The organism is Ureibacillus sp. FSL K6-8385 (assembly GCF_038593155.1).
Lineage (GTDB): Bacteria > Bacillota > Bacilli > Bacillales_A > Planococcaceae > Ureibacillus > Ureibacillus terrenus.
The window spans coordinates 2,805,001-2,819,565 of record NZ_CP151968.1 but is presented as its reverse complement, the minus strand read 5'-3'; the positions used below and the strand labels follow the sequence as shown (position 1 = coordinate 2,819,565).

The window sequence follows — 14,565 nt, the reverse complement described above, 5'->3', positions numbered from 1 at the left end:
AAAACGGGTCACTAAAAAATGAAACAAAAAATTGCCTGGAAAATAAACCTTCCAGGCAGTCCAACGTGTTTCACTTTTTCTCCAGAGATTCCTTTACCTTGTCCAAATAGGAAAGCAATTCCTCCAACGTTTCAACGACCTTAAAAAGATGATGTTGATGCTCTCTTAAAAATCCCTCTTCCTTCATCTTTTCAAAATGCTGAACAAGCAAATCGTAAAAGCCATTGACGTTGTATAAAATGACCGGTTTTTTATGCAAACCGATCTGAGCCCAAGTAAACGCTTCGAAATATTCATCCATCGTGCCACAACCGCCCGGAAGCGCCACAAATGCATTGGAGAGGTCCGACATTTTCTTTTTCCGGGCATGCATGGAATCAACAATATATAATTCAGTCAGGCCTGTATGCAATTTCTCTTTGTCCATTAAATGTCTGGGCATCACTCCGATTACTTCTCCGCCTTCTGAAAGGGCGGCATCCGCCACTTTGCCCATCAATCCTTGAGTGGACCCTCCATAAACAACTCCATATTGTTTCCGTGCCAATGCTTTTCCCAACTCAATCGCCGCTTCGGCATACACCGGTGATTTTCCCGGTGCCGAACCGCAATAAACCGCTACGCGCAAATAAGTCACCTTCTCTTTTTCTTTCATTATATCGAAAAATGACTCGTCCAATGTTATAGTATCAAAAAATCTATTGAAATTTCTAATTTTGAAAAAGGCCTCCAATACAAGATGATTTCATCTCGGGAATCATGTTACACTTACACCGAAGGAGAGAGGAATGTGGAATTATACGAGAAAGACCAATATTTTATGAATGAAGCCATCCAAGAGGCGAAAAAAGCGGAAATCCTCGGAGAAGTTCCGATTGGAGCGGTGATTGTTTATCAAAATCAAATCATCGCCCGCGCCCATAATCTGAGGGAGACTACCCAGAATGCGGTTACCCACGCGGAGCTGCTGGCCATTCAGGAAGCCTGCAAAGCATTGGGGAGTTGGAGACTGGAAGATACAACATTATATGTTACCCTTGAACCATGTCCGATGTGTGCAGGAGCGATTTTGCAATCAAGAATCCCCCGTGTCGTGTATGGTGCCCGGGACCCGAAAGCGGGCTGCGTCCATTCCTTGTATCAATTGTTGAATGATTCCCGGTTCAATCATGAATGTGATGTGACAGAAGGAGTGTTGGCCGAAGAATGCAGCTTCTTATTGACGAATTTTTTCAAAAACCTTCGGAAGCGCAAAAAAGAAGAAAAACGAAAAAAGTTGAATATTGAGGATTCCGGTGATTGATTGTTTGAATCAATCACTTTTTTATTATGAAAACTGTATTTCTATCAAAAAAATTCTATTTTAGAAAACATTCTATCATAATTTCTCCTGATTTTTCGTATCTATGAAGTAATGATGTTATTTGGAGAATCAGGAGGACTAAATCTATATGAAATTTTTAACCAAGATAGCAAATAGTATTATGGAAAAATATTTACCAGATCCTTATATTTTCGTTGCCATATTAACAATAGTTGTTGTACTGCTTGGCATAGGCCTGACGCCATCCTCCCCTCTTGATATGGTGATTTATTGGGGAAATGGATTCTGGGGATTGTTGCAATTTACCATGCAAATGGTGATTGTATTGACCGCCGGACATGTTTTGGCAAACAGCCCGTTATTTAAAAAATTCCTGACTGCCGTTGCAAGCAAAATTAAAACTCCCGGACTGGCCATCATGATTGTGACGTTTGTCTCTTTAGTGGCCTGCTGGATTAATTGGGGCTTTGGATTGGTCATCGGCGCCATTTTCGCCAAAGAAATCGCCCGCCATGTGAAAAAGGTGGATTACCGTTTATTGATTGCCAGCGCCTATTCGGGATTTATCATTTGGCACGGCGGATTGGCCGGATCCATTCCGCTTTCTGTCGCAACCGCCGGACACCCTTTTGAAGAAATCATGGGCGTGATTCCTACGTCCGATACGATTTTTACCCCATATAACTTATTTATTGTGGTTACTATTCTCATTACGCTGCCATTCTTTAACCGCTGGATGATGCCGAAAGAGGAGGATGCAGTGGAAGTGGACCCGGCTTTGCTTCAGGAGGAGGAGCAAAAATTTCCGCCGCCTGAAAACACATTCGCTTCCCGCTCTGAAAGAAGCTATATTTTGACTGTTTTTATAGGCATCATTGGTGTCGCTTATCTTGTTTACCATTTTGCAACAAAAGGATTTTCCCTCGATTTAAACATAGTAAATACCATCTTTTTAATTCTCGGAATTATTTTACATGGGACGCCTCAACGCTTTCTGGCAGCTGCCCAAAACGCCATTAAAACAGCAAGCGGCATTGTATTTCAATTCCCCTTCTATGCGGGAATCATGGGGATGATGACAGATTCCGACCTTGCAGAAGTCTTCTCCAAATGGTTTATCGCCATTTCCAACGAAACGACGTTCTATTTGTTCACGTTTTTTTCTGCCGGTTTAGTCAACTTCTTTGTTCCTTCCGGAGGAGGCCAATGGGCGGTTCAGGGACCCATTATGTTAGAAGCGGCCAGAGTCATGGGCGCCGATTACGCAAAAACGGCAATGGCCATTGCCTGGGGCGATGCCTGGACGAACATGATCCAGCCTTTCTGGGCTCTGCCGGCTCTCGCCATTGCAGGCTTGAAAGCAAAAGACATCATGGGATTTTGTGTATTTGTTCTTGTTTTTACCGGAATCATTATCAGCATCGGCTTTTTATTCTTGTAAATTAAGAAAGCAGCCCAAGGAGAATAGGCTGCTTTTTCCATCACAATTTAAATTGCTGGACCATTCGATTCAGTTCCTCGGCAAGGGCCGCCAATTGTTCGGAACTTAAAGAAATTTCCTCCATCGAACTGTTTGTCTGTTCTGTCGCCGCTGTCGTTTCCTGAATTCCGGCAGCCGCTTCCTCGGAGATGGCGGCAATTTCCTGAATGGAGCCGCTCATCTCCTGGCTGTTCGAAGCGATGGTCGATAAATTGTCAGCTACAACCACGATGCTGTCCACGATTTCTTTCAAGGAATCCTGGATTGTCATAAATGTTTCATGGGTTGTTTGGATTTGGACAGAGCCTTGTTCCACTTCTTTATAACCATGTGTCAAAACTTCCGTCACCTTGCTGAACTCTTTCTGAATATTGCCTACGATATTTGTAATATCCGTTACCGATAATGCCACTTGTTCAGCAAGTTTCCGCACCTCATCCGCCACAACCGCAAATCCTTTTCCGTGTTCTCCTGCTCTGGCCGCTTCAATGGCGGCATTTAACGACAGCAAATTCGTCTGATCGGCAATTTCTTTAATGACAATCACCAATTTCGATATTTCTTTTACTTGGGTATGCAATTCATTTACCTTGTCAACGGAGTCGCGCACAATATGATCTATTGTTTGCATTTGTTTCGCAGAAGTTTCCATTAATTGGCTTCCTTCATTTGTAAGGGTCAAAATTTCTTTTGCCCTTTGATGGACACGTTCTCCATGCTCATTTGCTTCCTGGGATGTGGATGCAAAGTTTGTTGCAATCGATGATAAATTGCTTGCGTTATCCGCCTGTTTATCTGCTCCCTGAGCAAGTTCTTCCATTGTCGTAACAATTTGGTTTGTTCCCTGCTTCACTTCATTGGCCGACTGGGATAATTCTTCGCTGCTGCTTGATATAATCTCTGCGTTTTTTGCTATTTGTTGAATCATGTCTTTCAATTTTTCCTGCATTTCGTTCATCGCCGCCGCCAATTGGCCGGTTTCATCCTTCGATTTCATTTTCAGGGGTTCGTGGCTCAAATCCGCATTGGCCAATAATTTCATTCGCTCAGTTACCATTCTCATCGGATTTGCAAGATTGTTTGAAAACCTCCAAATGATAATCGCCCCAATGACAACGGCAATAAGCAAATTAATCATGCTTTTATGTAAAATTTGATCTGCCGGCTTATTAAAATCCATCATATATGTACTTGCAGAAACAGTCCAACCCCATTGCCCATCCGTTTTTGAATAAGCAACTTTTTCCTCGATTTTACTTTCGTTTCCGATTAAAGGATAATCGTAAAATACGAATCCTCCGCCTGATTGGCCAACTTTGATGATTTCTTGTATGAATTTAAGTCCATTGGGATCCTGTTCATCCCAAATGTTCTCCCCTTCCCTTGAAGGATGGGCAATGAGGGTACCCTTTTCGTCAACAATAAATATGTATCCATGTTCACCTAAATCCAAATTTTCGTTCAGCGGCCTTTCTCCATTCTCATTTTTGCTTCCTAAAATCGCTTCCTTTACTTTTTCCTGTGCCTCTTCTAAAGGAATTTCTCCTTTTTCTGCACTTTCCGATAATTGTCCGATCATTTCCAATGTCATTTCCACACTGTTTTTTAAGTTGGTTTTCCCAAGCTCATTCAAACTTTCTTTTGATTCCATAAAATTGATATAGCCTGTGATTAAAAGCGGAATAATCAATAAAGCAGAAGAAATGAAAATCAACTTTTTCTTAATGGTTGATTTTTTCAACGTTCCAAACATATAAATCCTCCTTTGTAAAAAAGTGTTATCACTTCGAAAATAATTAGGCATTTCCTCCTTTCAATAATATAAAACTAAAAATAATAAAAATTGGATATGAAATTTATAATTTATTACTATACGATGAAAAATTATATTATTCAGAATTCTTTTAATCAATACTTATTTCCTTGAAACTTTAGAAATGATAAGAAACTACCAGCCGATCGGAAAACAAAAGGGCATATCCAAATTAGTATAAGACTTTTTGGATATGCCCTTTAAAATCATTTTGCCGGTGGAGCAATGACTTCTTTTCCGCCCATATATGGCCTCAACACTTCCGGAATGATGACACTTCCATCTTCTTGCTGGTAATTTTCCAAAATCGCGGCTACCGTGCGGCCGATGGCAAGTCCGGAACCATTCAATGTATGAACATATTCCGGTTTTGCCCCTTTTTCACGCCGGAACCGGATATTGGCCCGTCTTGCCTGGAAATCTTCAAAGTTTGAACATGATGAAATTTCGCGATATTTATTTTGCGCCGGCATCCAAACTTCCAGATCGTATTTTTTTGCCGCAGTGAAGCCTAAATCCGCAGTACACATTTTAACCCTTTGATAAGGCAATTTTAATAATTGAAGCACTTTTTCTGCATGGCTCGTCAACAGCTCCAATTGCTCATAAGATTCTTCAGGTTTTACAAAACGGACAAGCTCCACTTTATTAAATTGATGTTGGCGAATCAATCCTCTTGTATCCCGGCCGGCTGAACCCGCTTCTGAACGGAAGCATGCACTGTAGGCAACAAAAGCTTTCGGCAGCATATCAATGCTTAAAATTTCATCTCTGAAGAAATTTGTTACCGGAACCTCAGCGGTTGGAATCATGAAATAGTCCAAACCTTCCAATTTGAATACATCTTCTTCGAATTTTGGCAATTGCCCCGTTCCCAACAAACTGTCGCGATTGACAATATAAGGCGGCAGCATTTCTTCATATCCATGCTCTTCGATATGCAAGTCCAGCATAAAATTGGCAAGTGCCCGTTCAAGTCTTGCACCCAAGCCGCGATAGAATACAAAACGGCTTCCGGTTACTTTAGCAGCCCGTTCGAAATCGATAATGCCCAATTCTGTTGCGATATCCCAGTGCGGTTTTACTTCAAACTGAAACTCGGGCAGATCTCCCCAAGTATATTCAACCACATTATCTTCTTCGCTCTCGCCGATCGGTACAGATTCATGAGGAATATTCGGCAAACGCAACATCATATCTTTGAATTTTTGCTCAATTTCTTCCAGTTCTGCATCCAATTTCTTAATCTCTTCTCCAACTTCGCGCATGCGTGCGATGAACTCATCGGCATTTTCTTTATTGCGCTTCATGACAGCGATCTGCTCGGATACTTTATTGCGCTCCGCTTTTAATTCTTCCGTTTTTGCGATGAGTTCACGGCGTTTTGAATCCAGTGTTTCGAACTCATCAAAATTTCCTAAATCTTCGTTTCGAGTTAAAAGTATTTTCTTCACTTCTTCAAAGTTTTCACGAACCCGACGAATATCTAGCATATCGACTCCTCCAAACTATTGATAAAATTTTCCATATAAAAAGCTCTCAATCCCTACAGGGACGAGAGCTACCCGCGTTGCCACCCTAATTGACCAGGCAAATGCCCAATCCTCTTGTCCGATAACGGCTTTCCACCGACCCAATCCTACTCTGATTTCAGCTGGGCAACTCAAGGACGGATTCACAAGGGTTTTTATCAGCTTCCACCAGCCGCTGACTCTCTGGGAAAAAACTGCCTTGCTACTACTTCCTCTCATCGAATTATCTGTATCATTTTAACATTAGGGTACTATATCATATTTAATTTTGCAAGAAATTACATGAATCCTTCATCAATTGTTATCTTAATTGTAACAGTTCCTCTTCCGGCAATGTCGCAATATCAATCCCTTTCATTGGTGCGCCCAAATCTTTTGAGAGTTCTGCAATCAGTTTATAATCTTTATAATTTCTTGTTGCTTCCACGATGGCCCGCGCAAATTTTTCCGGATTTTGTGATTTGAAGATGCCGGAACCGACGAACACGCCATCCGCCCCTAATTCCATCATTAAAGCTGCATCTGCTGGTGTTGCCACTCCCCCTGCTGCATAATTTAATACAGGCAATCTTCCAAGTTCCTTCACCTTCAGCAACAATTCATAAGGGGCGCCTATTTTTTTTGCCTCCACCATTAATTCATCTTTGCTCATATTGGCAACCTGCCGAATCTGTGCATTGACTTTTCGGATATGTCTTACTGCTTCCACAATGTTTCCTGTACCTGCTTCGCCTTTTGTCCGCAACATGGCAGCCCCTTCACCAATTCTTCGGAGCGCCTCCCCCAAATCGCGGCATCCGCAGACAAAAGGTACTTTAAACTCGCTCTTTAAAATATGAAATTCGTCATCTGCGGGTGTCAATACTTCACTTTCATCAATCATATCGATTCCAACCGCTTCCAAAATGCGTGCTTCCACTATATGCCCGATTCTCGCTTTTGCCATCACAGGTATGGATACGGCACTTTTTACTTCCTCGATGATTCGCGGATCGGCCATTCGGGCAACCCCGCCTTCCTTACGGATATCTGCCGGTACTTTTTCTAAGGCCATCACCGCAACTGCACCTGCAGCCTCGGCTATTTTTGCCTGCTCTGCATTTACAACGTCCATAATGACGCCGCCAAAACCTATGTTAAGATTATCCAAAACTACCATTTTATGACCTCCTTTTTTTTTATAGCTTTTAGTATAATAGATTTTGACTATAATAAAAGTTCCAATTTTCAAAAAAACTATATGGTCAGTTTGGAGGCCGGTTTTATGGACATGCTGATATTCCAATTGGAGAAAAGCAACGAAAAACCATTATATGAACAGCTATACAATGGGATCAAAAACGCGATTATCCAAAAAAAGATCGAAGTGGGAGCAAAACTGCCGTCAAAACGGAAACTGGCAGAGTTTTTAAATATAAGCCAGACAACCATTGAAATTGCCTATTCCCAGCTTCTTGCGGAGGGATATATCACATCCGTGCCGAGGGTGGGGTATTTTGTGGAAGAAATTGACGAGCTCCCTTATGTTGAAAAAACAAAAATTGATATCACGATTCCAAAACAAGAAACTAAGCATTATCGATATGATTTCCATCCGGGGAAAGTCGATGAAGATTCCTTCCCTTTTGCTATTTGGAGAAAATATGTGAAGGATTTGTTCGATCCCAGTTCAAAACAATTGCTTCAAATCGGGGAACCTCAAGGAGAGATTGAACTTAGAAAGGAAATTGCAAATTACTTGTTTCAATCGAGGGGAATTCATTGCGAACCCGATCAAATCATCATCGGTTCCGGAACGGAACATCTTTTGCCAATGATTTTGCGCCTTTTTCAGGACGATTCCATCCTTGCCCTTGAAAACCCTGGCTACTCGGCAATCCCCAGAATTCATTTGAAAAATAAAGCGATCCCTATTTCTGTCGATGAAGAGGGACTGGTTGTAGATGAACTTGAAAAGACGAATGCCAACATTGTTTATGTTACGCCTTCCCATCAATTCCCGACAGGAGCGGTCCTGTCGGCAACCCGAAGAACCCAGCTGTTGAAATGGGCCAGCAAAGCTTCCAACCGATACATTATTGAAGATGATTATGACAGCGAATTCCGCTATATCGGCAAACCCATTCCGGCATTGCATGGCCTGGATCAAAATCAAAAAGTCATTTATATGAGCACTTTTACAAAATCTTTGATGCCATCCCTCAGGGTGGCCTATATGGTGCTGCCCCCTGATCTATTAATGAAATATAAGAAACTGTTCAGCTACTATTCAGCGACAGTTCCCCGATTCGTGCAGCATCTTTTGGCAAACTTTATGAGAGACGGCCATTTCTCAAAACATTTGAACCGAATGCGGAAAATTTATCGAAAAAAACATGATAAATTGAAGCATACATTAGCCACATATTATCCGGATGTAAAAATAACAGGCGACCAGGCGGGAATGCACGTGCTCATTTCGGTCCCGATCAACAAAAGTGTGGAAGAGATGAAAGAAATTGCAGAAGATCATGGAATTTCCATTACCCCGGTCACAAACTATTTATTAAAACCTATTGATTACAAACAACCTACCTTTCTCCTCGGTTTTGGCGGCATTCCTTTAAATGACATGGAAGATGCGATCAACGAACTGATGCAATGTTGGGGAATTCCAAAAGTAAATACCGACTATTAATCTTAAAAGTCCGCTATCATGATGACATGGCGGGCTTTTATCTGTATTTCCCGCATTTATTTCCCAAGCAATATTGATGATTGGCATATGACAATAGATGTAACTTTTTGCTAACCTTAACCGTAACTTGATTAAAACTCTTTGAAAAATGAGCTTCATCTCATAAAAAAAGCTAAGAATCCCTGTTTTAGGATCCTTAGCTTCATTCCCAAACAAACGTCCAAGTTTTATAGATAATGGGCAATCTTGAATCCGAAAGAATCGAAAGTGATCAGAATAATCCTCCGATAAAATCAGTGATACCTTTCCACATATTGCCGAAGAAGCCGCCAATGCCTTGGAAGAATAGCGAAATAGCCCCGGCTCTTTCCACTTCTTCTGCTGTTACCACATCAACAGCCATTTCTTTTCCATCTATAAATCCGTAATCAGAACCTTCCGTTCTTTCAATGAGCACTTTTCCGACAACCGTGCCTTTTTTAACTTTTGCTTCAAGAGAGTCTTTATCGATTACTAATTTCGGCTTGTACAAATCCCTTTCCGAATTTTTCACCAACATGGAGAAAGGCTCTTTGACCTTGATTTTAACTTCATCTTCTTTTCCTTTGATGACTTTAATCGTGTTTTTCCCTTTTCCAGGATAGTTTTCCGGTACAATTTCCTGTTTTGTAAACTGGCTGAATCCGTAGTTGAATAATTTTGCGGTTGCATCAAACCGGGCTTTGTAGGAACCAACTCCATTTGAGTCGACAGCGTTCATGACTACCGCAATTAAACGTGTACCATTTCTCTTGGCCGTACCTGTGAAACAATAACCTGCCAAATCGGTTGTACCTGTTTTTATTCCGTCAACGCCTTCATATTCATATACCAATCCTGGCAGCATGAAGTTCCAGTTTTCCATATTCACCGCATCGTCAGTGCCTTCGCGGAATGTTTTTTTCGGAATGCTCGCAGTCTCTAAAACTTCCGGATAATCCTTCAGTAAATGATAGGCAAGTTTTGCTACAGAACGAGCAGGCATGACGTTTTCATCTTCCGGACCTGTTCCGGCAGGGTGCATTCCCATCAAATCTTTATTATTTAAACCTGTGGCATTGACAAATTTATACCCCTCAAGTCCTAATTCTTTCGCCTTTTTATTCATTAATTTCACAAATTCCGTTTCCGTACCTGCAACCATCTCGGCAATGGCGACCGTCGCAGCATTGGCAGAGTAAATGACCATTGCTTCATACAATTCCCTTAAAGTATAAGTTCCATCCGCCCTCAATGGAACGTTACTCAATGCTCGATTTTGGGATAATTTATATGTATATTCATTGACGCGATATTCCTGATCCCATGAAACTTTACCATCTTTGATCGCATCCAATAAAATATACTCTGTCATCATTTTTGACATACTCGCGATGCCAAGCGGAGCATCGGCATTTTGCTCATACAAAATCTTTCCTGAATCCGCATCAATCAGAATAGCCGCTCCGACTGTTAACCCTAAATCTGTTTCTGCATTTGCTTGTGTTGCCGGGACAAACAGACCAAATAGCAGAATAGGAATTAACAACAAGCTGATCATAGATGACTTTCTTATTTTCTTCACTCAAAGTACCTCCACTCATTATTATCATCATCTTTGCTCATTTTACCATAGATGAAGTTCATTGTGTGTGACAGAGCGAAAAAAACCACTTTTCCAACATTTGCTTGAATGCTGGAAAAGTGGTTTTCCATCTTTTTATTTTATTGAATAGAGTAGTTTGGAGCTTCTTTTGTAATTTGGACGTTATGCGGATGAGATTCCCGGAGTCCGGCACTTGTCATGCGGACAAATTTTGCATTCTCGCGCAAATGCTCCAAATTAGGGGCGCCGCAATAGCCCATACCGGAACGGATTCCGCCGACCAATTGATGGATTGTATCAGCAAGAGGCCCTTTGTATGGAACGCGTCCTTCAATACCTTCAGGAACCAATTTTTTGGCATCTTCCTGGAAGTAACGATCTTTTGAGCCTTGTTCCATTGCGGAAAGGGAACCCATACCACGATATACTTTAAACCGGCGTCCTTGGAAAATTTCTGTTTCACCAGGAGATTCAGTAGTACCTGCCAGAAGTGATCCAAGCATTACGGCATGTCCGCCGGCCGCAAGAGCTTTGACGATATCTCCGGAATATTTGATACCGCCATCCGCAATAATTGTTTTGCCATATTCACGTGCAACTGTAGCGCAGTCATAAATTGCCGTAATTTGTGGTACCCCGACTCCGGCAACCACACGAGTCGTACAAATCGAACCAGGACCAATACCGACTTTTACGACATCTGCCCCAGCTTCATACAATGCACGAGTAGCTTCTGCAGTGGCTACGTTACCAGCTATGATTTCCAAATCAGGATATTCTTTGCGGAGATTTTTTACTGTATCAATAACGCCTTTGGAATGACCATGAGCTGTATCGATAACGATAATATCCACTTGAGCTTCCACCAATTTTTTAACACGGGCATACGTATCGCTTGATACACCGACTGCCGCCCCTACTACAAGCCGTCCAATACTGTCTTTCGCCGCATTTGGGAATTCGATCACTTTTTCAATATCTTTGATTGTAATTAAACCTTTTAATTTTCCTTCTTCATCTACAAGCGGAAGCTTTTCGATTTTATATTTTTGCAATATTTTTTCCGCTTCTTCCAACGTCGTTCCTACAGGAGCCGTAATCAAATCTTCTTTTGTCATAACCTCTTCAATTTTTAATGAATAATCCGAAATAAAACGTAAATCCCGGTTTGTAATAATCCCTACCAATTTTTGTTCTTCTTCATTGTTTACAATTGGAACACCCGAAATGCGATATTTGCTCATTAAATGTTCAGCATCAAATACTTGGTGGTTCGGTGTTAAAAAGAAAGGATTTGTGATGACGCCATTCTCGGAACGTTTTACTTTTTCAACTTCTTCTGCCTGTTCTTCAATGGACATGTTTTTATGGATAATACCAAGTCCTCCCTGGCGCGCCATTGCGATTGCCATTTTGGACTCCGTAACTGTATCCATTCCCGCACTAATAATTGGAATATTTAATTTTATTTTCGGAGTAAGCTGTACTGATAAATCAACTTCTTTGGGCAACACTGTTGAATATGCTGGTATCAATAACACATCGTCGAATGTCAAGCCTTCTTTGGCAAACTTCTCATCCCACATTTCGATTATTCCTCCTAGTATAAACGAATATTATTAGTTAGATTATCAACATGTTTTTCTAGTGTCAAGAATCTAATAAATAGAAAAAGTATTCGGATTATTGGAAATTGTCAACCTGTTTTAAAAAAGGCACTAAACTAGCTTTATTTTGTTCTTTTTTAAATTAATTATGAAAAATGTTCTTTTCGATCAATTTCAACTTGCGACTAATTTTTACATTTGGATGAATGTATTAGCTCTTTTTTTAGATAAAATAAAAAAGCCACTACCGACCTTCCGTCAGTAATGACTTTTTGAGCCCAGCAACGTCCTACTCTCGCAGGGGGAAGCCCCCAACTACCATCGGCGCTGAAGAGCTTAACTTCCGTGTTCGGTATGGGAACGGGTGTGACCTCTTCGCCATCGTCACTGGACTCACATTGTATGTATGAGAGAGGTTGTTCCCTCAAAACTGGATAACGGCATCGAAAGTGTTTTCTTGGTTAAGTCCTCGATCGATTAGTATCCGTCAGCTCCACACGTCACCGTGCTTCCACCCCGGACCTATCTACCTCATCGTCTTTGAGGGATCTTACTTGCTTACGCAATGGGAAATCTCATCTTGAGGGGGGCTTCATGCTTAGATGCTTTCAGCACTTATCCCGTCCACACATAGCTACCCAGCTGTGCCTTTGGCAAGACAACTGGTACACCAGCGGTGTGTCCATCCCGGTCCTCTCGTACTAAGGACAGCTCCTCTCAAATTTCCTGCGCCCACGACGGATAGGGACCGAACTGTCTCACGACGTTCTGAACCCAGCTCGCGTACCGCTTTAATGGGCGAACAGCCCAACCCTTGGGACCGACTACAGCCCCAGGATGCGATGAGCCGACATCGAGGTGCCAAACCTCCCCGTCGATGTGGACTCTTGGGGGAGATAAGCCTGTTATCCCCGGGGTAGCTTTTATCCGTTGAGCGATGGCCCTTCCATGCGGAACCACCGGATCACTAAGCCCGTCTTTCGACCCTGCTCGACTTGTAGGTCTCGCAGTCAAGCTCCCTTATGCCTTTACACTCTGCGAATGATTTCCAACCATTCTGAGGGAACCTTTGGGCGCCTCCGTTACTCTTTGGGAGGCGACCGCCCCAGTCAAACTGTCCACCTGACACTGTCTCCCAAGCCGATCAGGCTTGCGGGTTAGAATCCCAGTACAGCCAGGGTAGTATCCCAAGGGCGCCTCCAGGGAAGCTGGCGCTCCCCCTTCTACGGCTCCTACCTATCCTGTACAAGCTGTACCGGAATTCAATATCAGGCTACAGTAAAGCTCCACGGGGTCTTTCCGTCCTGTCGCGGGTAACCTGCATCTTCACAGGTACTATAATTTCACCGAGTCTCTCGTTGAGACAGCGCCCAGATCGTTACGCCTTTCGTGCGGGTCGGAACTTACCCGACAAGGAATTTCGCTACCTTAGGACCGTTATAGTTACGGCCGCCGTTTACTGGGGCTTCAATTCGGAGCTTCGCTTGCGCTAACTCCTCCTCTTAACCTTCCAGCACCGGGCAGGCGTCAGCCCCTATACATCACCTTGCGGTTTAGCAGAGACCTGTGTTTTTGATAAACAGTCGCCTGGGCCTATTCTCTGCGGCTCATCGGGGCTTGCACCCCAATGAGCACCCCTTCTCCCGAAGTTACGGGGTCATTTTGCCGAGTTCCTTAACGAGAGTTCTCTCGCTCGCCTTAGGATTCTCTCCTCGACTACCTGTGTCGGTTTGCGGTACGGGCACCTCCCGCCTCGCTAGAGGCTTTTCTTGGCAGTGTGAAATCGGGAACTTCGCGCGCAATGCGCTCCCCATCACAGCTCAGCGTTGCGGGAAGCGGATTTGCCTACTTCCCCGCCTTGCTGCTTGGACACGCTCGACCAACGGCGTGCTTTCCCTATCCTCCTGCGTCCCCCCATCGCTCAAACGGCGGGGAGGTGGTACAGGAATATCAACCTGTTGCCCATCGTCTACGCCTTTCGGCCTCGACTTAGGTCCCGACTAACCCTGAGCGGACGAGCCTTCCTCAGGAAACCTTAGTCATTCGGCGGATGGGATTCTCACCCATCTTTCGCTACTCATACCGGCATTCTCACTTCTAAGCGCTCCACCAGTCCTTCCGGTCTGACTTCTGCGCGCTTAGAACGCTCTCCTACCACCCGTGCGAAGCACGGATCCACAGCTTCGGTGAACCGTTTAGCCCCGATACATTTTCGGCGCAGCGTCACTCGACCAGTGAGCTATTACGCACTCTTTAAATGATGGCTGCTTCTAAGCCAACATCCTGGTTGTCTAAGCAACGCCACATCCTTTTCCACTTAACGGCTACTTTGGGACCTTAGCTGGTGGTCTGGGCTGTTTCCCTCTCGACCACGGATCTTATCACTCGTAGTCTGACTCCCGTGTATAAATAGCTGGCATTCGGAGTTTGTCTGAATTCGGTAACCCGAGGTGGGCCCCTAGTCCAAACAGTGCTCTACCTCCAGTATTCTTTACACGAGGCTAGCCC

The 14,565-nt window shown here is 43.2% G+C and carries 9 protein-coding genes, 2 rRNA genes and 1 other annotated feature (1 of these 12 only partly in view); of the genes, 3 read left to right on the top strand and 8 right to left on the bottom strand.

Going from position 1 to position 14,565, the window contains the following annotated elements:
- Positions 1 to 70: 70 nt before the first annotated feature.
- Positions 71 to 655 (bottom strand): TIGR00730 family Rossman fold protein, encoded by a 585-nt coding sequence (locus NST62_RS14025; protein ID WP_141603137.1) that lies wholly within the window; start codon positions 653 to 655, stop codon positions 71 to 73.
- Positions 656 to 790: 135 nt separating this feature from the next.
- On the opposite strand from NST62_RS14025, the gene tadA reads away from it, so the two are divergent.
- Both tadA and NST62_RS14015 read left to right on the top strand, forming a co-directional pair.
- Positions 791 to 1,303, top strand: coding sequence for a tRNA adenosine(34) deaminase TadA (gene tadA / locus NST62_RS14020; protein ID WP_181733294.1), 513 nt, complete (start codon positions 791 to 793; stop codon positions 1,301 to 1,303).
- Positions 1,304 to 1,451: 148 nt separating this feature from the next.
- On the top strand, positions 1,452 to 2,765 hold the full coding sequence (locus tag NST62_RS14015; RefSeq protein WP_342462989.1) for a short-chain fatty acid transporter: 1,314 nt from the start codon (positions 1,452 to 1,454) through the stop codon (positions 2,763 to 2,765).
- 40 nt (positions 2,766 to 2,805) lie between these two features.
- Here NST62_RS14015 and NST62_RS14010 read toward each other — a convergent pair whose 3' ends face one another.
- The 3 genes from NST62_RS14010 to pdxS form a co-directional block, all read right to left on the bottom strand.
- Positions 2,806 to 4,557: a methyl-accepting chemotaxis protein gene (locus tag NST62_RS14010; protein WP_141603134.1), complete on the bottom strand. Its 1,752-nt coding sequence runs from the start codon at positions 4,555 to 4,557 to the stop codon at positions 2,806 to 2,808.
- A 266-nt stretch (positions 4,558 to 4,823) separates the two neighbouring features.
- Positions 4,824 to 6,110 carry a serine--tRNA ligase gene (serS, locus tag NST62_RS14005; RefSeq protein WP_141603133.1) on the bottom strand — a complete coding sequence of 429 codons (1,287 nt, stop codon included), beginning with the start codon at positions 6,108 to 6,110 and terminating at the stop codon, positions 4,824 to 4,826.
- Between the two features lie 54 nt (positions 6,111 to 6,164).
- Positions 6,165 to 6,377 (bottom strand) — a binding site (T-box leader).
- A 73-nt stretch (positions 6,378 to 6,450) separates the two neighbouring features.
- The gene (gene pdxS / locus NST62_RS14000; RefSeq protein ID WP_141603132.1) at positions 6,451 to 7,308 is read right to left on the bottom strand and encodes a pyridoxal 5'-phosphate synthase lyase subunit PdxS; all 858 of its coding nucleotides are present in this window, start codon (positions 7,306 to 7,308) and stop codon (positions 6,451 to 6,453) included.
- Positions 7,309 to 7,413: 105 nt separating this feature from the next.
- On the opposite strand from pdxS, the gene NST62_RS13995 reads away from it, so the two are divergent.
- Positions 7,414 to 8,826 carry a PLP-dependent aminotransferase family protein gene (locus NST62_RS13995; protein ID WP_342462988.1) on the top strand — a complete coding sequence of 471 codons (1,413 nt, stop codon included), beginning with the start codon at positions 7,414 to 7,416 and terminating at the stop codon, positions 8,824 to 8,826.
- A 271-nt stretch (positions 8,827 to 9,097) separates the two neighbouring features.
- Here the strand turns inward: NST62_RS13995 and NST62_RS13990 are convergent, their stop codons facing one another.
- From NST62_RS13990 to NST62_RS13975, 4 genes are all read right to left on the bottom strand, one after another.
- The gene (locus tag NST62_RS13990; protein ID WP_141603131.1) at positions 9,098 to 10,429 is read right to left on the bottom strand and encodes a serine hydrolase; all 1,332 of its coding nucleotides are present in this window, start codon (positions 10,427 to 10,429) and stop codon (positions 9,098 to 9,100) included.
- A 140-nt stretch (positions 10,430 to 10,569) separates the two neighbouring features.
- The gene (gene guaB / locus NST62_RS13985; RefSeq protein ID WP_141603130.1) at positions 10,570 to 12,036 is read right to left on the bottom strand and encodes an IMP dehydrogenase; all 1,467 of its coding nucleotides are present in this window, start codon (positions 12,034 to 12,036) and stop codon (positions 10,570 to 10,572) included.
- 297 nt (positions 12,037 to 12,333) lie between these two features.
- A 5S ribosomal RNA gene (rrf, locus tag NST62_RS13980) occupies positions 12,334 to 12,449 on the bottom strand.
- Between the two features lie 65 nt (positions 12,450 to 12,514).
- Positions 12,515 to 14,565: ribosomal RNA gene (locus tag NST62_RS13975) — 23S ribosomal RNA — on the bottom strand; it runs 875 nt beyond the window's last position.

Bases quoted from the DNA above. Each gene is read 5' to 3' on its own strand.
- NST62_RS14025 (WP_141603137.1), bottom strand. From the start codon at position 655: ATGAAAGAAAAAGAGAAGGTGACTTATTTGCGCGTAGCGGTTTATTGC.
- NST62_RS14015 (WP_342462989.1), top strand. From the start codon at position 1,452: ATGAAATTTTTAACCAAGATAGCAAATAGTATTATGGAAAAATATTTA.
- NST62_RS14010 (WP_141603134.1), bottom strand. From the start codon at position 4,557: ATGTTTGGAACGTTGAAAAAATCAACCATTAAGAAAAAGTTGATTTTC.
- serS (WP_141603133.1), bottom strand. From the start codon at position 6,110: ATGCTAGATATTCGTCGGGTTCGTGAAAACTTTGAAGAAGTGAAGAAA.
- pdxS (WP_141603132.1), bottom strand. From the start codon at position 7,308: ATGGTAGTTTTGGATAATCTTAACATAGGTTTTGGCGGCGTCATTATG.
- NST62_RS13995 (WP_342462988.1), top strand. From the start codon at position 7,414: ATGGACATGCTGATATTCCAATTGGAGAAAAGCAACGAAAAACCATTA.
- guaB (WP_141603130.1), bottom strand. From the start codon at position 12,036: ATGTGGGATGAGAAGTTTGCCAAAGAAGGCTTGACATTCGACGATGTG.